Consider the following 24,668-nt stretch of genomic DNA (forward strand, 5'->3'; position numbering starts at 1 on the left):
TTCAGGACATCGGGCCCGCGGGCTCAGTGGGACGGCCCGTAGGTGAGCCGGCGCAGCGCCACCTCGGCCGGCCCGCGCCTGTTCCGGCGGCGCATGAGGTCGGCCAGCAGCACGGTGGTCGTCCAGACCGCGACCGCGATGCCCACCCCGACGACCGGCGACGTGTGCTGGACGTGGAGCGTGTAGGAGGAGAACAGCACCGCCCACGCCACGGACTGGGCGAGGTAGAAGGTCATGGAGCGTTGCCCGAGCGCGGCCAGGGCGTTGGTCGACGGCCCTCGTGGGCCGGTCGATCGCGCGGCGACCAGCGCGATGAGCGCCGCGTAGCCCAACCCGCCCGCGTACCCGGTCACCTGGTGCAGCGGGGTGATGACGAGTACGTCCAACGGGGTCGCGGCGGTCCACACACCCGCTTTGGTCAGGGCCATCGGCAGTCCGCCCAGGACTGCCACGGGGACACCGACGAACGCGGTCGCGCGCAGCAGCCGCAGGTGTTCGCCCGGCTGTTCCAGAACGCGGTGCCGGCCGGCCAGGACTCCGAGCAGGAACGGGACGATCGTGCCGAGGAACATCATCACGAAGAGGACCGCGAACAGCTCCAGACGGAAGAAGAGCTCGTTCACGAAGCCGTCGGGCATCGGTGGCGGGCCTGAGCCGGTCATGGCGTCGTAGGAGCCGACCAGCGCGTGGACGGTGGCGGCCACGGGCAGCCAGGCCAGGGCGAGGATCACCAGGGTCCGGTCGCGGAAGCGGAGTACTCCGACGAAGAGCAGCGCCACCAGACCGTAGACGGCCAGGATGTCCGCGGGGAAGAGCAGGACGGCGTGCGCCAGGCCGAAGACGACCAGCCAGAGGCCGCGTCGACGCAAGAGGCCGCGGGTTCGGCGCGGTTCGTGCCCCTGTTCGCTTCGGCGACGGTGGATCCATGCGAGGCCGTAGCCGAACAGCGCCGCGAACATGGGGTGGCCGCGCAGGTCCACGAACGCGACCGTGCCGGCGGTGGTGATCCGGTCGGCGATGGTGAGCGGGTTTTCGGGGCCGCCGATGAGAACGGTGAACAGGTGCGCGTGGGCGAGCGCGATGACCAGGAGCATGACACCGCGGGCCAGGTCCGGGGCCAGGGAACGATGATCGGGGGGTGGCGGGTGGTCCGTGGTGCCCGGGACCCGTGGTCCGGGCGTGGTCGTGTGGGACATGGTGGGCTCCGAAAGGGGCCGCGGTCTGTGCGGCTCGGTGGACGTTGTACGCGTCGAGGTCGGATTCTCATGGGTGGTGCATCGTGTGCGTACAACATAAACAGGAGGAGTCGCCGCTGTGAACCCTATTTTTCCATGTAATTGCAGGTCAATGTACTAGTGCACTGGGTGTGAAAGGAGGTTTCCGAGCGAGGGTGAAGCGGTGCTCCGAGGTGGTTCACGAGTGCATGTGCACTAGTACACTCTGGAGTCCGAACGGAGAATGGCCGAAAGGGGCCGGCGATGTCCACAACCTTGGGACGAGGAATCCCGCCCTACGCGCGGGTCTTCGTCGACATCCGGGCGCGTATCGACTCCGGAGAACTCCGGCCCGGTGACCGTGTGCCCTCCACCCGGGAGATCACCCGGGAGTGGGGGGTCGCCATGGCCACCGCCACCAAAGCGCTGACGGCGTTGCGCCGAGAGGGGTTGGTGGAGGCGGTGCGCGGGGTCGGGACCGTGGTGCGGGGCGAACCAGACTCGGAACCGGCCCCGAAATCCGCTTCCGCTCTGGAGGGGCACGAACCCGAACGGCGGCGTGAACGCCGCTCCCGGACCGTACCCGCACTGACCCGTGAGGCCATCGTCGGTGCCGCCATCACCGTCGCCGACGCCGAGGGGATCGAGGGGTTGTCCATGCGCAGGGTCTCCTCGGAACTGCGGGTGAGCACCATGGCCCTGTACCGCCACGTCGCCGACAAGGGCGAGTTGATGACGGCGATGATCGATCGTGTCTACACCGATGCCGCGCTCCCCGAACCGCCGCCCGACCACTGGCGGGAGGCCCTCGAACTGGCCCTGGTCGCTGAGTGGGGGATCTACCGCGAACATCCCTGGGCCATGCGCTTGACGATGATGGCCGGCGCGGTCGTGTCACCGGGGCTGATGAGGAACGCCGAGTGGATGATGAGGGTGATCACCGACCAGGGGCGCTCCGCCGACGAAGCACAGGAGATCCTCGTCTTCGTGTCCGCCTACACCTCCGGTATGGCCCTTCAGGCCACGCGGGTGGTGTTGGAGGACCACGAGTTCGGGATGGACGCCGATCAGTGGTGGCGCTCCCGGGCCCCCGAGTTCCTGCGTCTGGCCGCCGGGGGCGGTTTCCCCGTCATGTTCAGCGTGTCCGGGCCACTCGATGTCGACGGCATCTTCGAGGCCGGTATGAAACACCTGCTGGACGGGCTCACACCGCGAATCGAGGGCACCGCGACCCCGTGAACCGGGCCGAGGCGCCGGTACCCGGCGACGGATGCCGGATGCCGGGTACCGGCGCCTCGGGTGGGAACCGGGGATCAAGCCGGGGAGTCGCTGAGCGGGAGTCCGCAGTCGGCGCGCATGTCCACCCACGTTCGGTGGGCCCGTTCGGCGTCCTGACCCTCGTAGGGAACGGGCACGCCGTCCTGGATCCGGGCGGGGGCCCAATCGGCCTCCAGGACACCGCCCTGGTCGAGGGTGAGGGTGAGCACCCCGGTCTCGGCGGTCGGGCCGTCGAAGTTGTAGAACACGAAGTTGCTCAGGCCGTAGTGCACGTAGGCGTCGCCCTGGAATCCGCCCGGGGACAACACGTGCGCGTGCCCGCCGACCACGGCGGTGGCGCCGGCGTCGATGAGCTCGTCGGCCAGTTCGGGGGCGTGTGGAAGTGGACAGTGCGCGCCCTCCAACCCCCAGTGCAGGAAGACCACGACGTTGTCGTGCTCGGCGGCGGCGCCGGTGACCGCTTCCACCAGCCGGTCCTTCATCTCGTACTTGGTGGTGGCCAGACCGGGCCCGTCCTCGTTCGCGGTCCAGGCGGGAATGAGCTCCTCGTCCAGCACGTCGGTGGCGCCGAACAGGGCGACGCTCTGGCCGTTGACCTCGGCGACGTGCGGGGCGTAGGCCTCGGCCGCGTCGTGGCCGGCGCCCACGAGGGCGACGGGGGAGTCGGCACCGTTGGCCAGGGTGTCGAGGAGTCCCTGCTCGCCGTAGTCCATGCCGTGGTTGTTGGCGATCGTGGCCACGTCCACACCCGCGGAGTCCAGGGCCTCCAACGCGGTGGCGGGGGCACGGAAGACGAAGTCCTTGTGGGGTACGGGTGTGCCGCCCTCGGTCACCGCGGTCTCCAGGTTGACCATGGCCAGGTCGGCGGCGGAAAGCCGTTCCGAGATCGGGTCGAGGGCGGTCGATGGGTCGTCGAGTCGGGGCAGGAGCAGGCCCTCGAACATCACGTCACCACCGAAGGCGATGGTGAAGGGATCGGGCGCCGCCTCGGTGGACGATGGGGGTGTGTCGGTGCCTTCCCCGGGAGGTACGGCACCCTCGTCGGGCGATGTGTTCGGGTCTGCCGAGGAACAGGCGGCGGAGAGGGCGAACGCCAGGGTCGCGGTGCCGGCCGCGAGAACCCGGAGCTTGCGTGGACGCGTGTGTTCGGGGTTCATTCCATGCTCCGTGAGGGGGACCGAGGGCATGTCCGATGGGATGAAGGACGCCTGCCCGCCGGATCCGGTTGGCCGATTCGACCGGTTGGTGCGCGGGTTTCCTGCTGTGGTGTTCGACTTCGGTGTTCGACGAGAATCGGGTCGAGAGTGGCCCGACATGGTCAGCGTAAGCGTCTTGAACAGCGATGACACGGATTTTCGGGCGAGGATTCCGGGGTTTTGAAGAATGGGAGGGTCGATATTCACTCTTCGGTCATAGTGCGCAATCCAGGCAATTTTCTATGTATGGGTTAAGGCGCGACCCGGAGGGGAGCGAAGGACGAATCCACTAAGTTCCTTAGTGTGCTTTCGGGCGTGTCGGGAAGTAAATTTTTCGGTCTTGATCGATGACATCAAGGCGTGGATCGTGCCGATGAATGGCTGAAGCATGCGCGCTGAGCAGTGGATATGCCAAGTAGTGATCATCCGTGCGTGCAGGGTGATCATGGGTTGTTCGGGAAGTTCTGGGAAAAGCACTGCACTTCCTCGCGCCCTGCTCTAACGTTTCGGTCCGTTGGCGGTTGTCCTTGGAGTGAACTCCGAAAGGACGTCACCGTCACCCCTGCACGAACAAGCGGGCCACCTCACCGTGCCACCGGTCTGTTGTGGCCGGGTCCGCTCACCGTGCGACCCTCCCGAGTGCCCACGACACGGGTATCGAAAGGTGTGGATCGCACGAAATCCGCGCTCCGCTCGGCGCATCCCCTGGCAGTCTTCTGAAAGGTCCAGCCGCACTATGCGCAACACACTCCGTTACTCCTTCGCCACCGCAATGACCGCCGGACTGGTGCTCGCGCCGATCGGTGCCGCGTTCGCCGACGCCCAGACCGACGGCTCGGGCGGCGTGGGCAGCGGAAACCAGGTGGTCGTCCCCGTCGACGTCGAGGCCGACCTGTGCGGCAACGCGCTCGCCATCCTGGGTATCTCCAAGGCCGACTGCACCAAGGTGTCCGAGGTCCTCTACGAGAGCAGCGGATACTCCGCGTCCACCGATGGTTCCGGTGGCGTGGCCAGTGGAAACCAGATCATCGTTCCGGTCGACGCGGCCCTGGACGTGTGCGGTAACTCCGTCGCCGTCGCCGGTGTCTCCGAGGCCGAGTGCACCTCCGTCGTGGAGGTCCTGGAAGAGGAGGGCGCCGCGAGCACCAAGGCCGCCACCGATGGTTCCGGTGGCGTGGCCAGCGGAAACCAGATCGTCCTGCCGGTCGACACCGCCATCGACATCTGCGGCAACTCCGTCGCGGTCCTGGGCGCCTCCAGCGCCAGTTGCACCACCGTCATCAACATCATCCACGCCTCCCCGGACAACGAGGGAGCGACCGAGGTCGCCACCGATGGTTCCGGTGGTGTGGCCAGTGGAAACCAGGTGGTCGTCCCCGTCGACGCCGCGGTCGAGATCTGCGGCAACGCCGTTTCCGTCCTGGGCATGGCCGAGGCCTCCTGCATCGAGACGATCTCCGAGGAGACGCCGGAGACCCCTGAGGAGGAGCCCGAGAAGCCCGAGGAGCCGCAGGAAGAGGAGCCGGAGACCCCCGAGGAGGAGCCCGAGAAGCCCGAGGAGGACCCGGAGACGCCGGAGAAGGAGCAGGAGCGCGAGGAGGAGCCCTCCGACGACAAGCCCGCCCCCTCCGACCAGGCGGACGGCCCCGCGCTGGCCGTCACCGGTAGCGCCCTGAGCGGTCTGGTGGCCGCGGCCCTGGCCGCCGTCGGCGCCGGTGGCGCGGGTCTGTACTTCGCCCGTAAGCGCAAGGCCGCAGCCGGCACCGCCGACGAGGAGTAGGACACACTCCGGGCACGGACCCACGCTCACGGCCGCGCCGTGCCGCTCCCGACACGGGGGCGGTGCGGCGCGGCCGCCGTCGTCTCATAACCTCGAAGACGTGCTCAAAGTCCTGTTCTCCAGACGCATGCTGGCCTTCCACGCGCTGGTCCTGCTGATCGTCCCGTCCTTCATCTGGCTGGGGTTCTGGCAGCTCGACCGTGCCGAACAGCGTGCCGCTTCGGTCGATCTCCAGCGGGACAACGTGGCCGCCGAGCCCGTCCCGGTGGAGGAACTCGCCAGCGTGGGCGGTGACGTCGATCCCGACGACCGGTGGCGCACCGTCGAGGCGGAGGGGGAGTGGGACACCGATCACCAGTTGCTGCTGCGCAACCGGGACGGCTCCCAGGGGGTGGGATTCCACGTCCTCACCCCGCTGGTCACCGAGGACGGGACCGCCCTACTCGTCAACCGGGGGTGGATCGAACGCGGTGAGACCGCACAGGACACCCCGGAGGTCCCCCCGGTGCCGGAGGGCACCATCGAGGTGGCCGGGCGTCTGCAGTTCGGCGAGACCGAGGAGAACACCGGTCTGCGCGAACACGGGGGGCTGCCCGAAGGCCAGATCATGTTCGTCGACGTCGATCGGCTCTCCGCCGAGCTGCCCTATCCGATCTACGGCGGATACGTGGAACTCATCGAGCAGGACCCCGCGCCCGACCCGGCGCCCGAACGCCTGGCCCTGCGCGAGGAGGACCAGGGCATGAGCGCCTCCTACGCCTTCCAGTGGTGGGTTTTCACCATCGTCGTGGTGGTCGGGTGGATCATCCTCATCCGGCGTGAGCTGCGCGATCCGCCCCGGGACGGGTCGGGGCACGAGGCCGCCGACGGGTCCGAGGGCGAACCCGGAGACGGCGCCGAGGGCGAGAGGGAAGCCGAATCCGGGGCCGAGGAGAAGGCCGGGCCCGAGGAGGCCTCCGCCGACCGGATCCAACAGACACAGAACTAGGAGCGGCGTGGACGACGACCTGATCGGGGGCCCGGAGTACCCGGTGCCCGGCGGCATGGACCGACGCGCGGTGGGGGCGACGGAGAGCGCTCGGGCGGGGCGGTACTGGTGGGATGGGGCCGCCGACGCCTACCAGGCCGAACACGGGGACTTCCTGCGCGACGCCGGGTTCGTCTGGTCCCCGGAGGGGCTCGACGAGGCCGAGGCGCGGCTGCTCGGTGACGTGACCGACGACCGCGTCCTGGAGATCGGATGTGGGGCCGGCCAGTGCTCCCGGTGGCTGCGTTCCCAAGGGGTGGCGGAGGTGGTCGCCTTCGACCTTTCGTGGCGCCAGCTCCAACACTCGTGGCGGATCGACGAGCAGACCGACCTGCGGGTTCCCACCGTGCAGGCGGACGCCCAGCGTCTGCCGTTCGCCACCGACTCCTTCGACGTGGTCTTCTCCGCCTTCGGGGCGTTCCCCTTCGTGCCCGCCGCCGAGAGCGCGCTGGCCGAGGCGGCCCGGACGTTGCGCCCCGGGGGACGGTTCGTGTTCTCGGTGACCCACCCGATCCGGTGGTGCTTTCCCGACGACCCCACCGAACACGGGCTCACCGTTGGGCAGTCCTACTTCGACCGGCGGGCCTACGTGGAGGAGGACGAGGACGGTCGCGCCATCTACGCCGAACACCACCACACGATCGGTGACTGGGTACGGGGCATCACGTCGGCCGGCCTGGTCCTGCGCGACCTGGTCGAACCCGAGTGGCCCGAGGACAACGACCAGGTGTGGGGAGGGTGGGGGCCGGTGCGCGGTCGCCTCATCCCCGGCACCGCGGTGTTCAGCGCGGTCAAGCCGTAGCCGGAGCGTCTCCCCGGTTCGGTGGTCTCGGACGGACGTAAAACCCCTTGGGTTCGGATGGGGCGCGCTGTAGCTTCGGTCCGGAGACGAGGGGAGAAACGGTGTCCGTACGCATGCGCGAGGTGTGGCGACAGACCCGGGAGGCCTACGAGGCCGGCCACTACACCGTGGAAGGGCGGATGGTGGACCTGGAGGGGGCGCTCGCCGTGATGCGGGAGGGCACGCGGCTGCACCTGCCGGAGGAGATCGCCGCGCTGTCGGTGCCCGAGCCGCGGTTCGACACCCGTTACGAGGTGACCGGCGAGGACACCTTGGCCGCCGCGCGGCGGGTGGTCGGCGAGAGCGGTGGCAGGGTCGCGGCGCTCAACTTCGCGTCCGCCCGCAACCCCGGTGGTGGGGTGGTCAACGGGGCGCGCGCCCAGGAGGAGAGTCTGGCCCGTTCCAGTGCGCTGTACGACTCGCTGACCCGTTGCCCCGAGTACTACGAGCACCATCGGGCCGAGCGGAGCCTGCTGTACTCCGACCGGGTGATCTGGTCGTCGAGCGTGCCGGTCTACCGGGACGCCAAGGGCGGGTGGCTGTCCGACGCGGTTCCGATCGACTTCCTCACCTCGCCCGCACCCAACCGGCGGATGGTGGAACGCAACCAGCCCGAACACGCCGACCGGGTGCCGCAGGCGCTGGAGACGCGGGCCCGCGGGGTGTTGGCGGTGGCCGCCCACCATGGTTCCACTCGGCTCGTTCTGGGCGCCTGGGGTTGCGGTGTGTTCGGCAACGACCCGGCTGTCGTGGCCGGTGCCTTCGGGCGGCACCTGAAGGGGGAGTTTGCGGGGGTCTTCGATCGGGTGGTGTTCGCGGTGTTGGATCGAGACCCGGCGGTGCGGACGCCCTTCGAGGAGGTCTTCGGCGGATGAACGCCTGGAGTGGAACGTGGGAGAGCCGTGGGCCGTCCGGAACACTGATCCGTAACGCTCGGCCGGATGATCACGGGCGGATTCTTCGCGTGTGCGACGCCTGGTGGGGCAAGCCGGTCACGCACATCCTGCCCCGGCTGTTCCTGGACCACTTCCACACCACCAGCCTCGTCGCGGAGGACGAGGGGGATTTGGTCGGGTTTCTGGTGGGCTTCCCCTCGCAGGCGCGGTCGGAGGAGGCCTACGTGCACTTCGCGGGGGTGTCCCCGGCGCAGCGTCGCTCGGGGTTGGCGCGCGAGCTGTACCGGTTGTTCACCAACGCGGCCCTCGCCGAGGGGAGGGGGATGGTGCGCGCGGTGACCTCTCCGTCCAACCAGCGGTCGATCGCCTTCCACCGGTCGATCGGCTTCACCGTGACCGGTCCGCACGAGGACTACGACGGTCCCGGCACGGATCGGATGTGCTTCGAGCTGCGCCTGTGAGCCGGTAGGAAACGCGGAATCCTCGCGAAGGTGCGCGGGTCGGTGGCGTTCACGCCTGGCCCAGGTCGGCGGCGTAGGTTCCCTTGCCGGGAACACGGGTGACGACCCCTTGCTCGGCCAAGAGGGCGTACGCGGAGCGCGCGGTGCGACGTGACACGTTGAATTCCTCGCACACGTCGGACTCTGACGGCATCACGCGGTTGGCCGCATACCGGCCGTCCTTCACCCGGTCGCTCAACGCTCGCGCGATCTGCCGGTACATCGGTTCGGGTCCATCTAGATCCACCACGGGTCAAATCTATCCGGCCGGTAATTATGTGGGCCATAACGGTCAGGTACGAGCCGGCACGTGCCAGGTGGGCCAAGTTCGTCTATGATGAAGGAGTCCTCATACATGAGGAACCCCGGCGACGTGCTGGAACACGCCCCGGGGCCATGGCCACCGCTTAAAAGGAGCGGCAACATGCCTTACCTTATCGCTCTGTTCGCCTGCCTGATGAGGCTGATCAGGCCCTCGCAGGCCGTCCACGCCGACCCCTACGGGCGCTGTGCGGGTGTCCTCGCGGAGCTGCGCCGCAACCGTGCTCGCCGAGTCCGCCGGTACGTTGCCTCACCTCCGTCGACGCTCTCTCCCCCGGTGGTCCCGGCTCCGCGCCGGCCCATCGACTCGCTTCCCCGCCCCGTGTCACCGGACGCGCCCTTGAAGGTCGACCCGCGCTACCCGCTCCCGCCCGTGCGGCTGGTTCGCGGGTACTACGTCCACCACACGGGATCGCGTGCGTTCGCCGCGGGGGTGGCGGCATGACGAACATCGAACCTCTGAACTGCGCGTCGCCTCGCTGTGTCCTGGGCCAGAACCACGGGGGTGCGCACACCGAGCACACGGAACCGTTCGTGGTGAACGCCTGCGCCGCACAACTCCACCGACTGCTGACCTCGCCGGGGCCGCCGTGCGGCGCGGTGGCCACCCTGAACAGCGCCGACAACGTGTTCACGACGTTGGACTCGCTGCTTCGTGCGGGTGCTCCACTGCCGTCCCGTTGGGTCCTGAGCGGGCACGATGGCGACATGGAGCCCATCACGCGGGTGTACGACGCTCTGTCCGAAGCCCTCCGTGAGACCGGGGAGAGCGGGGAGACCGGCCCGGTGTTCACCGCGCTCCGTGAAGCCTGCCGGCATTGGAGGACGCTGGAGGGCCTGCTTCGCGCGGGATCTCCGCTGCCCGAACCGTGGCGGCGTGCCTGACCTCGCCGCCCGCCCCCGCTCCTCGGAGCGGGGGCGTCGGTTCGGGGCGGAGCGTACGGGGAGCGTGCGCGTATCATCCGTGCCAACCGACCGGGAGGAAGAAGCGTGCGGCTCAAGCTCGATCTCCACGACATCTTCAACAAGGGGCGCAGCATCGACCAGGCCCTGAACGACATCATGGACGAGGCCGAGAGCAAGAAGGCCAAGACCGTGGAGATCATCCCGGGCAAGGGTTCGGGCCAGTTGAAGAAGCGCGTGCTGCGCTTCCTGGACCGCAAGGACGTCAAGGCCCGCTACCACCGGGTGGAGAAGGACTCGAAGAACTTCGGTCGTCTGTTCATCCACTTCAAACACTGAGCGGATGAGGCCTGTGGACCGGTTACGTCGAGACATGGAGTGACGCGAGTCCTACGATCGTGCCATGGCAAAGGTCAGAATCCGCGTCAGCCTCGATCCGGATGAGGCGGAGCGTGTCAGATCCCATGCGGAGCGCGCGGGGATGGATTTGTCTTCCTACCTGCTCAACGCCGCGATCTGTCAGATGGCCGATGCCGAAGGACGAGTCGCGCAGCAGAGACTGGAGGAGATCCGGTCCGGAGATGCCCAGGTCGTTTCCGCCGAGGATGTTGCCAAGGAGCTCGGCCTGTGACCGGCCGGTAGGCGTGCTCGGAGCGATGGCGCAGGCACCGTGGACGTGCGAGGTGGGGTGTGTGGGAGTGAAGCAGGCGATCGTCGAGACCGGGCGACCGACGTTGGTTCCCCTGAAGCGCCGGCACGCTGATGACGTGGTGGCGCTGTTCGCGGACCCGGTGATAAGCGCCCACTTAGGGGCGGACCTTTCCGATCCCGACCTGGCCCGGGCGATGGTGGACAACCGGCTCGCCTATGAGGGCCCGCCGGAACTCGGGCATTGGGTCATCATGCTCGACGGCGACCTCATCGGTTTGGCCCACCTACGCCCCTCGAAGGAACTGCCCGGCGACCTTCCGGAGATCGGATGGTACCTGTCCGCGCGTCATGGCGGCCGTGGTCTGGCGACCGAGGCCGCCTTGGCGCTGCTTCGGCACGGGCTCGACGAACTGGGACTGAACTCGGTCTGGGCGCTGGTGCACGTGGACAACACCCCGAGCCTGCGGTTGGCCGAACGCCTGGGGTTCCTCGTGGTGGGCCTGGGCTTGCACTACAACGGCCCCCACCACGTCCACGTCGCCCTGCCTGGTCAGGCCTGAGCATTTCCTGAGACGAGGCCCGATTCCGTGAGTAGCCTGGCTGCCTTTCGTCCACTTCGAATGCCGAGGTATGGCGTCACTTTCCGTAGCGGTGCCTACAGGTGGCGATCCTGATCTCTTCTTCGACCAGCTTGTGCACGAGTCGGTGTTCATCGGTGATGCGACGTGACCAGTAGCTTTGGAAACCGTGTCGCAGCGGCCCCGGACGGCCCGCTGGACGCTGCGTTCCGGTCCGTACCTCTCCGCCGCCAGGGCCACTGGAATTTTCGTTACCCCGGTTCAGTGTGGATTCATGTGCGTGCACCGGGGTGCTGGGTGGCGGTCGATTGACACGGTGGGTCGATTTTCAATCAGGTCTCGTTGGATATTCATTTCTATGTGTTTATGAGGCCGGGGTGTTTGTTCCAATTGGAACCCGGATCCCATTTGTTCTTGTGTAGATTTCCGTGCGGATTATGTGTGTGACTCCAGGGGCTGGATTGCTTGCAGGGGCCTTGGTTTCTGATGAGGTGGGGTTATTTATCATGCCTGAATGAAAAGTCAATCGCATGGCCGGCCGGGAGCGGTCAATGGTGGCGCTTGAGTCGTGCAATCTTCTGTTGCAAACTGTCCGAGCATTGCCTAGGTGATGCGGGGAGTTCTGTTGATGGGTTCACGTGTTCGTGTCAGATGCGGTGTCGTTCTTATGAACTGGCCGCTGCATTCGACTTGGGTATCGACCGCGTGGATCGCGCGAATATGTCATCGCCCATAGTTCGCCCACGGCCCTGTTCGGTCGTGGGTGCCTGATCGAGGAGAAAGAGCCATTTCTGCGTTACCAGATTATTTGAAACGGCCCGCCAAGCACACGGGTGTGCGCCCTGTGATCGCCGTACTGGCGGCGGCGGTGCTCACCATCGGTTCGATGGGTGCCGCTCACGCGGCCCCGGCCTCTGACGAGACCCGGGATCTGCCGACCGATTTCAAAGCACCGTTCGAATGCGGGCTGGAGACGACGTACGCGACATACTCCGGACACGACCAGAACGCCCTCGACTTCATCCGTGCCGACGGAGGACAGGACACCGGTACGCCGATTCTCGCCTCGGCCCCCGGGACCGCGCAGGTTCTGGAGCAGGACGGAGCCGGGCTGGTAGTGAATATCCACCACGCGGGTGGCTGGGAGACCAAGCACTACCACCTGGACTCGCAGACCGTCACGGAAGGTGAGGAGGTCGAACAGGGCCAACAGATCGGCACACTGGGGAACACCGGCGACAACACCACCGGAGCACACCTGCACTACGAACAGCGCCTGAACGAGGTCGCCCAAGAGATCGAGTTCGAGGGCGAGTCGTTGGGCTACCCGCTGGGCTATCACGAGGAGTTCGTGACCAGCACCAACGGTTGCGATGGCGAGGAGCCGCCGCCGGAGGCGGAACCCACCGAACTGGCCTACACCGGCCCTGAGACGGCCACCAACGGGGAACCGCTGGAGCTGTCGGGCACGCTGACCGACGAGGGCGGAGACACGGTCGCTGAGAAGGCCATCGAATTCGTGTTGGGTGCGGGGGACGGTGAGCAGGTCTGCGAGGGGACGACCGATGGTGACGGTAACGCCTCTTGCACGATCGACGAGGTCGATCAGCCCCTCAACGACGACGGCACGGTTACCGTGACACTGACCTTCGCGGGTGACGACGAGTACGAGGCCTCGGAGGCCTCCGCGGAACTGCGGATCACGTTGGAGACGGAACTGGAGTTCACCGGCCCCGAGACGGTGGCCAATGACGAGCCCGCCGAGCTGTCGGGGACGCTGATCGACGAGACCGGTGCGGCGGTCGCCGACAAGGACGTGGAGTTCGTGTTGGGCGCCGGGGAGGCTGAGCAGGCCTGTGAGGGGACGACCGATGGTGACGGTAACGCCTCTTGCACGATCGACGAGGTCGATCAGCCCCTCAACGACGACGCCACCGTTCCCGTGGCGCTGACCTTCGCCGGCAGCGACTTCTACCTGCCCTCGGAGGCGTCCTCGGACGTGGCCCTGGGGTACGTGACCGGTAGTGCCTTCGGTTTGTCCGCCGAGGTCCCCGTCCTTGGTCTGCCGATCTCCTTGGGACCGGAGCCCGAGACCGGTGAGGTGCGCACGGCGGACGCCGAGACGATGGAACCCGTGTGTTCCGAGCGGATCGGTTCGACTCTGATCACCGCGGACGTTCTGTGCGCCGAGGTGGAGACCGGTACCGCGCCGGCGAGCTCCACCGCGAGCAGTAACGTCGCGGACGCCTCTATCGGGCTCGTGGGCCTGCCGGTCATCGGTGTGTCCGGTCTGGAGGTCAGCTCCACCAGTACCTGTGAGGAGCAGACCGGCAGCGTCGACATGACCCTGACGGTGGCAGGCGTGCCGGTGGAGGTCGGCGACACCCCTGACCTCGAAGTGGACCTGGGCGGCATCCTGGGGACGAAACTCGTGGTCAACGAGCAGATCGAGGAGGAGGACGGCGGCTTCACCGTGAACGGCGTCCATCTGACTGGTCCGGGTGGCATCGACGTCGTCGTCGGTTCGGCGACCTCTGCGGCCCACAACTGCCCCTGACCCGGGTCTGAGGGCAACACCCCCTGGGGCGCGGGAGCTCGAAGCCGCGTGACCAGGGGGTCTCGTCGGCACGGGCTCGACGGAATGGGGCTGAATTCGGTCTGGGCGCTGGTGCACGTGGATGACACCCCGAGCCTGCGGTTGGCCGAACGCCTGGGATTCCTCGTGGTGGGCCGGGGCTTGCACTACAACGGGGCCCACCGGGTCCACTTCGCCCTGCCCGGACAGGCCTGGGTGTTCCCTGAGGCGAGGCCCGATTTCGTGAGTGGCCTGGCCGCCTTTCGTCCACTTCAAATACGGGAGTAAGGCGTCACTTGCCGTAGTGGTACCTACAGGCGGCGATCCTGATCTCTTCTTCGACCAGCTTGTACACCAGTCGGTGTTCATCGGTGATGCGACGTGACCAGTAGCTTTGGAAACCGTGTCGCAGCGGCTCCGGCTTACCGATTCCTTCGTTGCCGTTGCGGGCGATGTCCTTGATCAAGATGTTGATGCGTTTGAGGATCTTCCGGTCCTGGCCCTGCCACCAGACGTAGTCTTCCCAGGCGCTCTCAGCCCAGACCAACTTCACTCGCCGAGCTCCCGTTCGATCCCCTGGTCGGCTTCGAGCTCCTCGATCGCGGTCACCAGACGTCGGGCGTTTTCAGGGCTGCGGAGCAGGTAGGCGGTCTCCTTCAGAGTCTCGTACTCGGACAAAGCCATCATCACCACCGGCTCGCGCCCGGCTCTCGTGATGACGACCTCTTCCCGGTCATCGACCACGGAGTCGAGTGTCGCGGCGTAGTTGGCTCGGGACTCCGAGTAGGTCAAGGTCTTCATTCCTGGCCCCTTCGTAGTACAACCGGACATGCCATCATTGTACAATAAGTTGTACGTATGGGTGAGAATTCTGTGTCACTGGATGGGTGAAGGGGTTTCCTCGTGGTCAGCCGGGGCCTGCACTACAACGGCCCCCACCGGGTCCACGTCGCCCTGCCCGGACAGGCCTGAGGGGTCATCGACCTCGGCCTTGGAGGAACGCCTCCACTTCCTCGGCGGTGGGGGCGGTGGCGGGGCCCTTGCGGGTCACCGCCAGCGCCGCCGCGGCGTTGGCCCGGCGGGCGGCCGACACCGGGTCCTCTCCCGCCGCCAGGGCGGCCACGAACACCCCCACGTGCGCGTCGCCCGCGCCGTTGGTGTCCACGGCCTCGACCTCGAACCCGGGTACCGGCACGGGGGCGGTGTGGGGTTCTGCGACCAGGCAACCCTCTGCGCCGGCGCGCAGTACCACCACGCCGTCGACGCGTCGGGACAGGGCCGAGGCCGCCTCCATCCCATCGGAGGTGCCGGTGAGTGTGGTCGCCTCGGCGGCGCTGAGGCTGAGCACGTCGACCCGGGGCAGCACCCGTTCCAGGGTCGCCTCGGAAATCATTCCCACCACCGGCGCCGGGTCCAGGACGAGGCGCACACCGGGGGCGAGCCCACCGATCCAGGTCACCAGGTCGTCGGCACGCCCACCCGGCAACAGCGAGTAGCCCACCACGTAGACGAAGTCGCCCGGCCTCGGCCGCAGGTCGTTCAGGTCGCACAGTGGCAGGTCCATCTCGGCACCCAGATGGGTGACGAAGGTGCGTTCGGCGCTCGGGTCCACCATGACCACGCAGAACCCCGTGTCGGCCGGGCGAGGCGGATGCGCGACCTTCACGCCCTCGGCGCGCAGGGCCGCCCGCACCAGGTCACCATTGGGTCCGGTTCCGTGCGCCCCCGCGTACTCCACCTCCAACCCGGCGCGCGCGGCGGCGGAGACCACGTTGAACCCGCCCCCGGGCAGGGTCCGCGCGGAGCTCGCGAAGGAACCACCGCCGGGCTCGGGCACACCGTCGACCTCCATCACGACGTCGATGATCACCGGTCCCACGTGGTGGAGTCGCAGGGGCACTGCCGGGTCCTCTCGTCGGCTCGTCCCCGGATCATCCCGTAGTCGGTTGTCGAGTTTTTGCCGGGGCGGTCCCGCTCAGGTGCGCTCCTGCGTCCCAGACTCGATAGGGAAGGCGCGACAGGAGGAGAACCCATGCTGACCACCGACTTCGTCAACGGCTCGCCCCGATGGGTCGAACTGGGATCCGATTCCCCCGAGGCCTCGGCGGACTTCTACAAGCGGGTGTTCCGCTGGGAGGCCGAGAGCGGGGGAGCGCGAGTCGGCGACTACCCGATCATGAGGTCGGATGGTGGAAACGTGGCCGGGATCGGTGCGCGCATCGTCGACGAGGAAGCGCTGTCCTGGACGGTCTACTTTCAAGTCGACGACATCGAGGCGACCGCCCGGCGTGTGCGGGAGTTGGGAGGCACCCTCCAGGTGGAGCCCACCGAGGTGTTCGAGCTGGGCACGGTGGCGCACGCCACCGACTCGCAAGGCGGCTGGTTCGCCCTCTGGCAGCCCGGCACCTTCGTCGGTATGGAGGTGACCGACCGCCCGGGAGCACTGTGCTGGGTGCAACTGTGGACCACCTCGGTGCAGAGTGCCGAGGACTTCTACCGTGATCTGTTCGGCTGGCGGTGCGTCGACATCCCCCTCGCCGACGAGGAGACCTATACGATGGCGCGTCCGTCCGGGGCGGGCGAGGACCGTTACTTCGGCGGGATGATGGAGATGCCTCCCGTGCAACTGCCCCAGATCGAGGGCTTCGCCGACTGGCACCCGGTGTTCCAGGCGGCGGACTGTGACGCGGTGGCGGCGTCGGTACGGGATTCGGGCGGTCGGGTGCACGTGGGGCCGCACGACGTACCCGGGGTGGGGCGGCTGGCGGTCTGTTCGGACCCGCTCTCCGCCGGGTTCGTGATCCTGGAGCCGCTGAACGGACATCTCTGATCCCGGCCCCGAACCCGCACCGCGGCGAGCCGCGAAACGTCGGTATCCGACAGCACACTGGGAAGTCGACACAGGAGGCGATCTGATGCTCACCACTGACTACGTACCCGGTTCACCCTGCTGGGCCGAGGTGACCAGCCCGGACGTCGAGGCCTCGGCCGCGTTCTACGGCGCGTTGTTCGGCTGGGAGGCCGAGTCGGCCGGACCGGAGGCCGGCGGCTACGTGAACTTCCGGCTGGACGGTGCGCTCGTGGGCGCGCTCAGCCCGCGGATGTCGGAGGAGCAGCCGATCTCCTGGACCGTCTACCTGACCACCTCGGATCTGGACGGGACGGTGAACGCCGCCAGGGCCCTGGGCGCCACGGTCCACATCGACCCCATGGACGTGATGGATCTGGGGCGGATGGCCTTCCTGAGCGACCCGCAGGGCGGCGCGGTTCCGCTCTGGCAGCCGCGGGGCTTCGCCGGCGCGGAAGCGATCGACGTTCCGGGTTCGCTCATGTGGACCGAACTGTGGACGCCCTCGGCGGTGGGGGCCAAGGACTTCTACGGAGCGCTGCTCGGCTGGGAGTTCAACGACGTTCCGATGGGTGATCAGGTGTACGCGACCATCCGCCCGGCCGAACAGGGCGAGGACCGCTACTTCGGCGGGATCATGGAGGTGCGGGCCGAGGACCTGCCACAGACACGGGGCGCCGCCGACTGGCATCCCGTCTTCCACGTCACCGACTGCGACGCCGCCGTCGCCCGGGTACGTGAGGCCGGCGGCCAGGTCCACATGGGTCCGGAGAACGCGCCCGGCGTGGGGCGGCTCGCGGTCTGCGCCGACCCCTTCTCCGCGGGGTTCGTCCTGCTCACCCCATCACCGGAGTGATCCCGCCCGTATGAGCCGAGGGCGGGGCGGCGGGTCGGCCCGTGAGCCGCCTCGCGGCCCCGCCCCATGGACGCTACTGGCGGGAGACGGCGGAGGAACCGCCGCGCAGCACGAACTTCTGGATCTTGCCGGTGGCGGTCTTGGGCAACTGGTCCACGAACTCCACCTGGGTGGGTGCCTTGAAGTGGGCGAGGTGCTCGCGGGTGAACGCGATCATCTCCTCCTCCGTGGTCGTGGCCCCCTCTTGAAGCACCACGAAGGCGCGCGGGGTCTCACCCCAGCGCTCGTGCGGCACACCCACGATCGCGGCCTCCAATACGGCCGGGTGGCGAAGCAGTACACCCTCCACCTCCACCGAGGAGATGTTCTCCCCACCGGAGATGATCACGTCCTTGATCCGATCCTGGATCTCCGCGTAGCCGTCGGGGTGGATGACGGCGGCGTCGCCACTGCGGAACCAGCCGTCGCCCATGGCCTTCTCGGTGGCCTCGGGGTCGTTGTAGTACCCCTTCATGACGACGTTGCCGCGCACGGTGATCTGGCCGACGGTCTTGCCGTCCCAGGGAACCTCGGCGCCTTCGTCGTCCGTCACGCGCAGTTCGCCGGAGGTGATGAGTTCGACGCCCTGGCGGGCCTTGAGCGTGCCGCGGTCGCGCACCGACAGTTCCCGGTGTTCGGGGCGCGGCTCGCAGACGGTGATGAACGGGGCGGTCTCGGTCAGTCCGTACACGTGGGTGATGGTCCAGCCGAAGTCCTCCTCCAGCCGTTCGATGGTCTCCGAGGCGGGGGAGGCGCCGGCGGTGACCACGTGAACACCGGGCGGGACGCCGCCACGGACCTCCTCCGGGGTGTTGGCGAGCATGATGAGCACGGTCGGGGCCGCGCACAACCAGCTCACCTCCTCGGTCCGGATCAGTTCGAACACCCGCGCCGGATCCATCACCGGAAGGCACACGTGCGTGCCGCCCGCGGCGGTCACCGTCCAGGTGTAGGTCCACCCGTTGGCGTGGAACATCGGGAGGGTCCACAGGTACTTCTGCCCCAGCTCGACGCGCAGGTGCAGCAGGGTGCCCACCGAGTTCATGTACGCGTTGCGGTGGGTGATCATCACCCCCTTGGGGCGGGCGGTGGTCCCCGACGTGTAGTTGATGGTGAGCAGGTCGGTCTCGGCGATCTCCGGGTGCCGGAAGTCCGGGGAGGTGGCCGCGATGAGCGCCTCGTAGTCCTCCCATCCCTCGCGCGAGCCTTCGAGGGCCACGAAGCGTTCCACCCCGGGCATCCGGTCGCGCACCGAGTCCACGGCGCCGAGTTGGTCGGCGTGCACGCACAGCACCTTGGCGCCGGAGTGGTTGACGATGTAGACGAAGTCCTCGGCGGTCAGCCGGAAGTTGACCGGGACGAGCACCGCGCCCAGCTGCGGGACGGCGTAGAACGATTCGAGCTGGGCGTGGGTGTTGGGCGCGATGTAGGCGACGCGGTCGCCTTGGGCCACCCCCATGGTCTGGAGGGCCGAGGACCAGCGGTCGCAGCGATCGAAGAACTGTTCGTAGGTCAGGCGCAGGTCCCGGTCGACCACCGCCTCGCGCTGTGGGTACAGCCTGCGAGTGCGGCGGGCGAACTCCAGCGGCGTCAGTGTGAGTTCCAAGGTGCCCTCTCCTTCGACTTCTACAAGTGCCCGTGCGGCTTGTGGTGCTATCAGGGCAGATGGTGCGTGTGGTGGCGGTCAGAGCCCGAACAGTCCGGAAGCGTTGTCGTGCAGGACCCCGCGCAGCCAGTCGGATCCCAGGTCGAGGTCGACCAGGGCCCGGATCTGCTCGCGGTAGGCGTAGGGAATGTTCGGGAAGTCCGTACCCAACAGGACGCAGTGCCCGAGGTCGCGCAGCCGTGGGAGTTCCGCGCGTGGGAAGGGCGACATCCGCTCTATGTAGGGCGTGAACGCCATGGTGGTGTCCAGGTGCACGCGCTCGTACCGTTCGACCAGGTCGAGGAAGGCCGTGTACTCGGGTGCGCCGGCGTGGGCGACCACCGCGGTGAGCCGGGGGTGGGCGCGCAGCACCTCGGAAAAGGGACCGGGCCCGGTGAACTCACCCGGCATCGGGCCGGAACCGCAGTGCACGACCACCGGGGTCCCGGCGTCGGCGAGCGTCCCCCACACGTCGGTGAGCAGCGGGTCGCGCGGGTCGTAGGCGCCCACCTGCAAGTGGGCCTTGAAGACCCGGGCCCCGGAGTCGATCGCCTCGGCCACGTAGTCCTTGGCGTCGGGTTCGGGGTAGAAGGTGGCGCTGCGCAGACAGTCGGGGTTGCCCTCGGTGAAGGAGGCGGCCCAGGAGTTGAGCCAACGGGCCATGTCCGGGCGGTGCGGGTAGGACAGCGCGGTGAAGTACCGGACCCCGAATCCGCGCAGGATGTCCAGGCGCTGTTCCTGGTCGAAGCGGTAGGTGATGGGCCAGACGCCGTCACCGAGGGCGTCGAAGTAGGCCCACACCTTGCTCAGAACGTTGTCGGGCATGAAGTGGGTGTGCACGTCCACGAGGCCGGGGAGCCCGAGATCCCGCCAGACCCGGCGGACCTCGGCGCTCTCGTCGGCCCCGATCAATGATGAGACTCCAGTCACATCATCCAGCTTATGGCCCGTCCGAACCGCGCTCGGAGCCGGGGCGGCGACCGGCCACCCGGAGGGCTCGGGGCGGACCGACCCCGGGGAGCCGGTCCGCTCGTTCCTCAGCCCAGTGGGCCCCGTGTCCTTACAGGACCTCGGCACCGTCCTCGTGCTCCGTCTCCCAGAACTGGATGAACCCCTCACCACAGTCGAAGTCGTCGAAGTCCATGTTGGAGATGGACAGGTTGTTCTGGATCGCCTGGATCGCCCCCGGTACGGCTCGGAAGGATCTGCCGGGCTGGTCCCACAGGTCCACCACCAACAGCGGATGCCGGGGGTCGAGCATGGTCAGCTCGTCCGCGACGATCAGGAAGGTGTGCTCGTCGTGCGGTGACAGGCACATGAGCTGCTCGAAGGACAGCCCGGTGTAGCCGCTGTCGTCCACCACGTGGACATAGGCGTAGAAGGTGTCGGGGTCCTCCTCGGGCAGCTCGAATTCCTCGTCGTCGAAGACGGGAGCGCGTACGGCTTTCAGGACCGCCTTCCATGCCCCGTCGTCACCGTGATGGGTGCGTACGAGCAGTGGGTCCTCGCTGACGGGGAGGCGTGGTGGACGCCCCGTGAGGGGGCGGTAGCGAGGAGGGGAGGCCAGCAGGTCCAGGTCGGTGCCGAAGACCTCGTCGGGTTCCTCGGGCAGGGTGACCTTCCAATCTTCCAGGTAATGGCCTTCGGGATCGGACACCAGGTAGAGCATGCAGGCCTGACGGACTCCGATCCGCAGCACGTGCTCGTGGGGGACGAAAGGGGGCTCCTGAGGCGTGTCCTCGTCCTCGGGAGAGGTGGTGAAGGCCAGGAGGGGGCGGTGCACGGGGTCGGCCATGGTGCGCTCGTCCGCCAGCAACACCATGTGCGGGAGCTCGGACCCGGCCTGCTCAAGGGCCGAGTGGACCTCGGCGGTGGTGGCGTTCCGCCAGGCGGGGTCGTCCACCAGGATCAGGTGCTGGTCGTTGGGAGGGGGAACGTCCCCTCGGCCGTCGTGTTCCGGCTGGGGGAGCGGTGGGTGCGCAAGCACACCGGGCAGGTCGGACAGGTACGAGAGCGTGTCCTGCCACGCGTCCTGGTCGTCGTAGGCGGTACGAACAACGAGGAAGACCGTGATCTCCTCCTCTGCGGGGAAGGACGGAAGGAAGAGTGGGGAAGGGGGTCGCATGGGAGGCACCTTGCACTTGCTGAAAGGGGTGGAAGGGCCTGGATAACACGCCGCGCCGACAAAGCGCGCCACGTGCGTTCGGTAGAACACCGTGAACCTGGCCCGGCCTCCTGAAAACCACGTATCAGGGACATGCGATTCGAGAGCGGTACGTGGTGGGACCGCGTCGCGGAGCGGGTTCACAGGGCCAGGAGGAGGACCCCGGCGACCACCACCACCGAAGCGACGACGCGCACCGTCCCGAACCGTTCGTGGAAGAAGATCAGGCCGATGACGGCCGCGAAGACGATGCTGGTCTCACGCAGTGCCGCGATGCCGGCGACCGCCCCCGACAGTTGGGCCCACAGCACCAGCCCGTACGCGCCCGCGCTCACCGCCCCGCCCAGCAGGCCGACCTTCCACATGGGGCGCAGCTGCTCCACCAGCCTTCCCCGCCGGGTGACCAGGGCGACCAAGAGGAACACCGGTCCTTGAAGACACATGATCCAGGCGATGTATCCGGTCGGGTTCTCCGTGAGGCGCACACCGTAGGCGTCCACCACCGTGTAGGTGGCGATGGCGAGCCCCGTGGCGAAGGCCGCCAGGAGTGCCGGGGCGTGCTCTCTACTGGGCATGCCGTTCGCGAACACCAGCACCATCAGCCCCGCGGACACCGTCAGCACCCCGGCGAACTCGTTCGGCGGCAGGGCGTCACCGAACACCACCACGCCGATGAGCGCCACCACCCACGGGGCGGTGCCACGCGCCAACGGGTACACCTGTCCGAAGTCACCGGTCCGGTAGGACAGCATCAGCAGGCTCAGGTAGAGCACGTGCGCGACGAGTGACCCGAGCAGAACCGGCCAGGCCTCGACCGGCGGGAGCCCGGCCACGAACAGCAGGGGCAGGGTTGCGAGCATCCCGCCGAGCCCGATGAGGGCGAACCCGAGCAGCCGGTCGGTGATGGCGTGCGCGATCGCGTTCCACGTGGCGTGGAGGAGCGCGGCCACCAGGACCGCGGCGAGGACGGGTGTGGTCATTGGACCTCTCGGGCAGGGTTCAGAGGACCCCGCAAGAGTAGGTCCCGGCCCTCGTCCTCGACCTGATCGGGTTCGCCCACAGGGTGTGGGCGGTCGATGTTCCGACTCAGGTACGGGTGCGCGTGGCGGGGGTGACGGCGTGGTTGCGCAGGTGCTCGTAGACGATCGACGCGCGCACGTCGGCGACCTCGGGTCGTTCGGTGAGCTTGTCCACCACGAACGCGTACAGGCTGTTGTTGTCCGGCAGGGCGACGTGCACCAGGAAGTCCTCCTCGCCCGACGTCACGAAGACCGACAGCGTTTCCGGCAGGGAACGGACCCAGTCGCGGAACGCCTCGATGTTGTGCCGCGAGGGTTTCACGACGCTCACGGTGATGAGCGCCTGGACCGGGCGACCGATCAGTTCCAGGTCCACGTCCAGCAGTGAGCCGCGAATCACACCCCTTTCCCGCAGTGCGCGGGTGCGATCGAGCGTCGTGGTGGGCGAGGCGCCCACCGCCGCGGCCACGTCGCGGTTGGTCTTCCGTGCGTCCGACTGGAGTTCGGCCAGAATCGCCGTATCTAGTTCGTCAATATCAGCCATACGCGGAGTCTATCCGTACTTAATCCGGAATGTTGAGTTCAACTCCGGAGTATGCGTAACATCTGAGAGAAAAGGTCGTATTTGGCTCGCCGGGGAGTGATCCTCTCCTGGCCGGCAGCGTCGCCCGCCGATCGACCACGCTCCGGTGCGACGCCGCACCACCGCACAACAAAGGGACGTCCCGTCACCATGAGACCTTCCTCTGCCGCGGCCGACACCGACCGATCGTCGGTGGGCCCTGTGACGAGGGGCCGCGTCCTGGCCCTGGTCGCGATCGTCTGCGCGGCGCTCAACCTGCGCCTCGTCGTCACCTCACTGTCCCCACTGCTGACCACCGTGGGCGGAGAACTCGGGTTCACCGCCACCGTCGTCGGCGTCTTCGGCACCCTGCCGCTGGTCGCCTTCGCGATCTTCGGCCTGGTCACCCCCGCGATCATGCGTCGTCTGGGCGCCGAGGCCACGGCGACCCTGAGCATGCTGCTCACCGGGATCGGACAGGTCCTGCGGGCCTTCGCCCCCGACACCGGGGCGTTGCTCGCGCTCACCGGTATCGCCCTCACCGGAGCGGCCCTGGGCAACGTCGTGCTGCCGCCGCTGATCAAGCAGTACTTCCCCGACCGAATCGCCGCGCTGAGCACCGTCCAGATGGTCGCGATCCACCTTGGCGCGCTCTTCCCACCGCTGGTGGCCGTGCCCCTGGCCGAGGTCGCCGGGTGGCGGGTCGCCCTGGGCGCCTGGTCGGGCATCGCCCTCGTCGCCGCCCTCCTGTGGGCCGTGCAGTGGCGCAGGGGCGGCCCCGTGGCCTCCCCGACCACGACGATGGGCGATGATCGGCCCCTGGCCCGCCCCATCCCGCGGGTCGGCATGGCCTGGCGGATGGCCCTGCTCTTCGGCATGGTCACCTGGAACGTCTTCACGCTCTTCACCTGGCTGCCCGCCCTGTTGAGCGACGCCGGGCACGGCCCCGCCGCCGCGGGGAGCATGGTCTCGCTGATGGTCGGCACCAGCCTGCTGTTCGGCCTGGTCGCGCCCGCGGCCACCCTGCGCACCGCCGATACCTTCCCGATCGTCGCCCTGGGACTGTCCGGTTACGGGATCGGTTACCTGGGTGTGGCGCTGGCACCGGGGCTCGCCGTCGTGTGGGTCCTCTTCCTTGGACTGGGCACCAGCCTGTTCGTGGTCACCATGACCATGATCAACGCTCGAAGTTCCACCGCCCGGGGCGCCGCCGCCCTGTCCGGGTTCGTGCAGGGCGCCGGTAGCGGGATCGCCCTGGGCGGGCCGCTGCTGTTCGGACTGTTGAGCGAGCTCACCGGAGGCTGGACCGCCTCCTACGTCCTCGTCGCCGGAGGTTCGCTCGTGGTGGCGGCGGTCGTCGCCTACGTCGAACGCACCCCGTGGACCATCGAGGCGGCGGCGCGGGGACGGTGTCCCCGTCGAGACGGGGCGGGGCTCCTCCACGCCTGATCGGATGGCGCCCGGGAGAGAGACGTGAGCGTTTCGGGTCGGCCCCTTCCCAACCCCGGGAGGGAGGGGCCGTCCCACCGATTCCGTTTCCGTCCGGCCCACCGATGTCCCGAAAGGGAAAATCGGTGACGGACGGTCACTGGAAAACGTCACACCCGCCCCTGTGAGTGCCCTGAGTCCCATTTCTGTGGGACGAAAGGCACAGGGAGAACAGGCGCATGCATGTGCACAAACGGCCAATAGTGGCCACTTTCATGGATATGCATCACATGCGGTCTCAGAAGCTCGTCAATGCCTACAACAGGCGCATAATGGCCACATGAGCA

The 24,668-nt window shown here is 67.9% G+C and carries 28 protein-coding genes; 16 read left to right on the forward strand and 12 right to left on the reverse strand.

Going from position 1 to position 24,668, the window contains the following annotated elements; all coding sequences use genetic code 11:
* Nucleotides 1–23: 23 nt before the first annotated feature.
* On the reverse strand, nucleotides 24–1,196 hold the full coding sequence (locus ACWGSK_RS26985) for a DUF418 domain-containing protein (protein WP_452457124.1): 1,173 nt from the start codon (nucleotides 1,194–1,196) through the stop codon (nucleotides 24–26).
* 282 nt (nucleotides 1,197–1,478) lie between these two features.
* On the opposite strand from ACWGSK_RS26985, the gene ACWGSK_RS26990 reads away from it, so the two are divergent.
* Nucleotides 1,479–2,453, forward strand: a complete 975-nt coding sequence (locus tag ACWGSK_RS26990; RefSeq protein ID WP_452457125.1) for a GntR family transcriptional regulator — start codon at nucleotides 1,479–1,481, stop codon at nucleotides 2,451–2,453.
* A 74-nt stretch (nucleotides 2,454–2,527) separates the two neighbouring features.
* On the opposite strand, the gene ACWGSK_RS26995 is transcribed toward ACWGSK_RS26990, so the two are convergent.
* Nucleotides 2,528–3,649: a CapA family protein gene (locus ACWGSK_RS26995; RefSeq protein WP_452457126.1), complete on the reverse strand. Its 1,122-nt coding sequence runs from the start codon at nucleotides 3,647–3,649 to the stop codon at nucleotides 2,528–2,530.
* 775 nt (nucleotides 3,650–4,424) lie between these two features.
* Between ACWGSK_RS26995 and ACWGSK_RS27000 the strand changes: the two genes are divergently transcribed.
* The 5 genes from ACWGSK_RS27000 (at nucleotide 4,425) to ACWGSK_RS27020 (ending at nucleotide 8,693) form a co-directional block, all read left to right on the forward strand.
* Complete coding sequence (locus ACWGSK_RS27000) at nucleotides 4,425–5,468, forward strand: chaplin family protein (protein ID WP_452457127.1); 1,044 nt, start codon at nucleotides 4,425–4,427, stop codon at nucleotides 5,466–5,468.
* 100 nt (nucleotides 5,469–5,568) lie between these two features.
* Nucleotides 5,569–6,456 carry an SURF1 family cytochrome oxidase biogenesis protein gene (locus ACWGSK_RS27005; RefSeq protein WP_452457128.1) on the forward strand — a complete coding sequence of 296 codons (888 nt, stop codon included), beginning with the start codon at nucleotides 5,569–5,571 and terminating at the stop codon, nucleotides 6,454–6,456.
* Between the two features lie 55 nt (nucleotides 6,457–6,511).
* Complete coding sequence (locus tag ACWGSK_RS27010; RefSeq protein WP_452457149.1) at nucleotides 6,512–7,297, forward strand: class I SAM-dependent methyltransferase; 786 nt, start codon at nucleotides 6,512–6,514, stop codon at nucleotides 7,295–7,297.
* Between the two features lie 101 nt (nucleotides 7,298–7,398).
* Nucleotides 7,399–8,211 carry a TIGR02452 family protein gene (locus ACWGSK_RS27015; protein ID WP_452457129.1) on the forward strand — a complete coding sequence of 271 codons (813 nt, stop codon included), beginning with the start codon at nucleotides 7,399–7,401 and terminating at the stop codon, nucleotides 8,209–8,211.
* Entirely contained in the window at nucleotides 8,208–8,693 is a 486-nt protein-coding gene (locus tag ACWGSK_RS27020; RefSeq protein WP_452457130.1) for an N-acetyltransferase family protein, read from the forward strand. The genes ACWGSK_RS27015 and ACWGSK_RS27020 overlap by 4 nt, the downstream gene beginning before the upstream one ends.
* Nucleotides 8,694–8,742: 49 nt before the next feature.
* On the opposite strand, the gene ACWGSK_RS27025 is transcribed toward ACWGSK_RS27020, so the two are convergent.
* Nucleotides 8,743–8,982, reverse strand: a complete 240-nt coding sequence (locus ACWGSK_RS27025) for a GntR family transcriptional regulator (protein ID WP_452457131.1) — start codon at nucleotides 8,980–8,982, stop codon at nucleotides 8,743–8,745.
* Nucleotides 8,983–9,156: 174 nt separating this feature from the next.
* Here ACWGSK_RS27025 and ACWGSK_RS27030 point away from each other — a divergent pair, with 174 nt between their 5' ends.
* From ACWGSK_RS27030 to ACWGSK_RS27050, 5 genes are all read left to right on the forward strand, one after another.
* Nucleotides 9,157–9,498, forward strand: a complete 342-nt coding sequence (locus ACWGSK_RS27030) for a hypothetical protein (RefSeq protein WP_358515062.1) — start codon at nucleotides 9,157–9,159, stop codon at nucleotides 9,496–9,498.
* Nucleotides 9,495–9,938, forward strand: a complete 444-nt coding sequence (locus ACWGSK_RS27035) for a hypothetical protein (protein ID WP_452457132.1) — start codon at nucleotides 9,495–9,497, stop codon at nucleotides 9,936–9,938. Before ACWGSK_RS27030 ends, ACWGSK_RS27035 begins: the two co-directional genes overlap by 4 nt.
* Before the next feature lie 105 nt (nucleotides 9,939–10,043).
* Nucleotides 10,044–10,295: a Smr/MutS family protein gene (locus tag ACWGSK_RS27040; protein WP_067607473.1), complete on the forward strand. Its 252-nt coding sequence runs from the start codon at nucleotides 10,044–10,046 to the stop codon at nucleotides 10,293–10,295.
* A gap of 64 nt (nucleotides 10,296–10,359) precedes the next feature.
* Entirely contained in the window at nucleotides 10,360–10,587 is a 228-nt protein-coding gene (locus tag ACWGSK_RS27045) for a plasmid mobilization protein (protein ID WP_452457133.1), read from the forward strand.
* Nucleotides 10,588–10,648: 61 nt separating this feature from the next.
* Nucleotides 10,649–11,167: a GNAT family N-acetyltransferase gene (locus tag ACWGSK_RS27050; protein WP_452457134.1), complete on the forward strand. Its 519-nt coding sequence runs from the start codon at nucleotides 10,649–10,651 to the stop codon at nucleotides 11,165–11,167.
* Nucleotides 11,168–11,243: 76 nt separating this feature from the next.
* Here the strand turns inward: ACWGSK_RS27050 and ACWGSK_RS27055 are convergent, their stop codons facing one another.
* The gene (locus ACWGSK_RS27055; protein WP_358515071.1) at nucleotides 11,244–11,471 is read right to left on the reverse strand and encodes a type II toxin-antitoxin system YoeB family toxin; all 228 of its coding nucleotides are present in this window, start codon (nucleotides 11,469–11,471) and stop codon (nucleotides 11,244–11,246) included.
* 549 nt (nucleotides 11,472–12,020) lie between these two features.
* Here ACWGSK_RS27055 and ACWGSK_RS27060 point away from each other — a divergent pair.
* The gene (locus ACWGSK_RS27060; protein WP_358515074.1) at nucleotides 12,021–13,742 is read left to right on the forward strand and encodes a M23 family metallopeptidase; all 1,722 of its coding nucleotides are present in this window, start codon (nucleotides 12,021–12,023) and stop codon (nucleotides 13,740–13,742) included.
* Between the two features lie 48 nt (nucleotides 13,743–13,790).
* Nucleotides 13,791–14,048, forward strand: a complete 258-nt coding sequence (locus ACWGSK_RS27065; RefSeq protein ID WP_358515076.1) for a GNAT family N-acetyltransferase — start codon at nucleotides 13,791–13,793, stop codon at nucleotides 14,046–14,048.
* Between the two features lie 4 nt (nucleotides 14,049–14,052).
* Here the strand turns inward: ACWGSK_RS27065 and ACWGSK_RS27070 are convergent, their stop codons facing one another.
* The 3 genes from ACWGSK_RS27070 to ACWGSK_RS27080 all read right to left on the reverse strand — a co-directional run bounded on the left by ACWGSK_RS27070 (nucleotide 14,053) and on the right by ACWGSK_RS27080 (nucleotide 15,660).
* The gene (locus ACWGSK_RS27070) at nucleotides 14,053–14,313 is read right to left on the reverse strand and encodes a Txe/YoeB family addiction module toxin (protein WP_358515079.1); all 261 of its coding nucleotides are present in this window, start codon (nucleotides 14,311–14,313) and stop codon (nucleotides 14,053–14,055) included.
* Complete coding sequence (locus ACWGSK_RS27075) at nucleotides 14,310–14,561, reverse strand: type II toxin-antitoxin system Phd/YefM family antitoxin (protein WP_067607479.1); 252 nt, start codon at nucleotides 14,559–14,561, stop codon at nucleotides 14,310–14,312. The genes ACWGSK_RS27070 and ACWGSK_RS27075 overlap by 4 nt, the downstream gene beginning before the upstream one ends.
* Nucleotides 14,562–14,736: 175 nt before the next feature.
* Nucleotides 14,737–15,660: a PfkB family carbohydrate kinase gene (locus ACWGSK_RS27080; RefSeq protein WP_358515082.1), complete on the reverse strand. Its 924-nt coding sequence runs from the start codon at nucleotides 15,658–15,660 to the stop codon at nucleotides 14,737–14,739.
* A 132-nt stretch (nucleotides 15,661–15,792) separates the two neighbouring features.
* Here ACWGSK_RS27080 and ACWGSK_RS27085 point away from each other — a divergent pair, with 132 nt between their 5' ends.
* A complete protein-coding gene (locus ACWGSK_RS27085) occupies nucleotides 15,793–16,590 on the forward strand; it encodes a VOC family protein (RefSeq protein WP_358515085.1) in 798 nt (265 codons plus the stop codon).
* 85 nt (nucleotides 16,591–16,675) lie between these two features.
* Nucleotides 16,676–17,464 carry a VOC family protein gene (locus ACWGSK_RS27090; protein ID WP_452457135.1) on the forward strand — a complete coding sequence of 263 codons (789 nt, stop codon included), beginning with the start codon at nucleotides 16,676–16,678 and terminating at the stop codon, nucleotides 17,462–17,464.
* A 73-nt stretch (nucleotides 17,465–17,537) separates the two neighbouring features.
* Here the strand turns inward: ACWGSK_RS27090 and ACWGSK_RS27095 are convergent, their stop codons facing one another.
* From ACWGSK_RS27095 to ACWGSK_RS27115, 5 genes are all read right to left on the reverse strand, one after another.
* A complete protein-coding gene (locus ACWGSK_RS27095; RefSeq protein WP_452457136.1) occupies nucleotides 17,538–19,109 on the reverse strand; it encodes a long-chain-fatty-acid--CoA ligase in 1,572 nt (523 codons plus the stop codon).
* Between the two features lie 78 nt (nucleotides 19,110–19,187).
* Complete coding sequence (locus ACWGSK_RS27100) at nucleotides 19,188–20,078, reverse strand: amidohydrolase family protein (protein ID WP_452457137.1); 891 nt, start codon at nucleotides 20,076–20,078, stop codon at nucleotides 19,188–19,190.
* Between the two features lie 130 nt (nucleotides 20,079–20,208).
* A complete protein-coding gene (locus tag ACWGSK_RS27105; protein ID WP_452457138.1) occupies nucleotides 20,209–21,273 on the reverse strand; it encodes a DUF6924 domain-containing protein in 1,065 nt (354 codons plus the stop codon).
* Between the two features lie 179 nt (nucleotides 21,274–21,452).
* Complete coding sequence (locus ACWGSK_RS27110; RefSeq protein WP_452457139.1) at nucleotides 21,453–22,292, reverse strand: EamA family transporter; 840 nt, start codon at nucleotides 22,290–22,292, stop codon at nucleotides 21,453–21,455.
* Between the two features lie 106 nt (nucleotides 22,293–22,398).
* Nucleotides 22,399–22,875 (reverse strand): Lrp/AsnC family transcriptional regulator, encoded by a 477-nt coding sequence (locus tag ACWGSK_RS27115; RefSeq protein WP_452457140.1) that lies wholly within the window; start codon nucleotides 22,873–22,875, stop codon nucleotides 22,399–22,401.
* Nucleotides 22,876–23,064: 189 nt separating this feature from the next.
* Between ACWGSK_RS27115 and ACWGSK_RS27120 the strand changes: the two genes are divergently transcribed.
* Nucleotides 23,065–24,342 (forward strand): MFS transporter, encoded by a 1,278-nt coding sequence (locus tag ACWGSK_RS27120; RefSeq protein ID WP_452457141.1) that lies wholly within the window; start codon nucleotides 23,065–23,067, stop codon nucleotides 24,340–24,342.
* Nucleotides 24,343–24,668: the final 326 nt, after the last annotated feature.

The sequence above is a fragment of the Nocardiopsis sp. NPDC055551 genome (assembly GCF_053619415.1).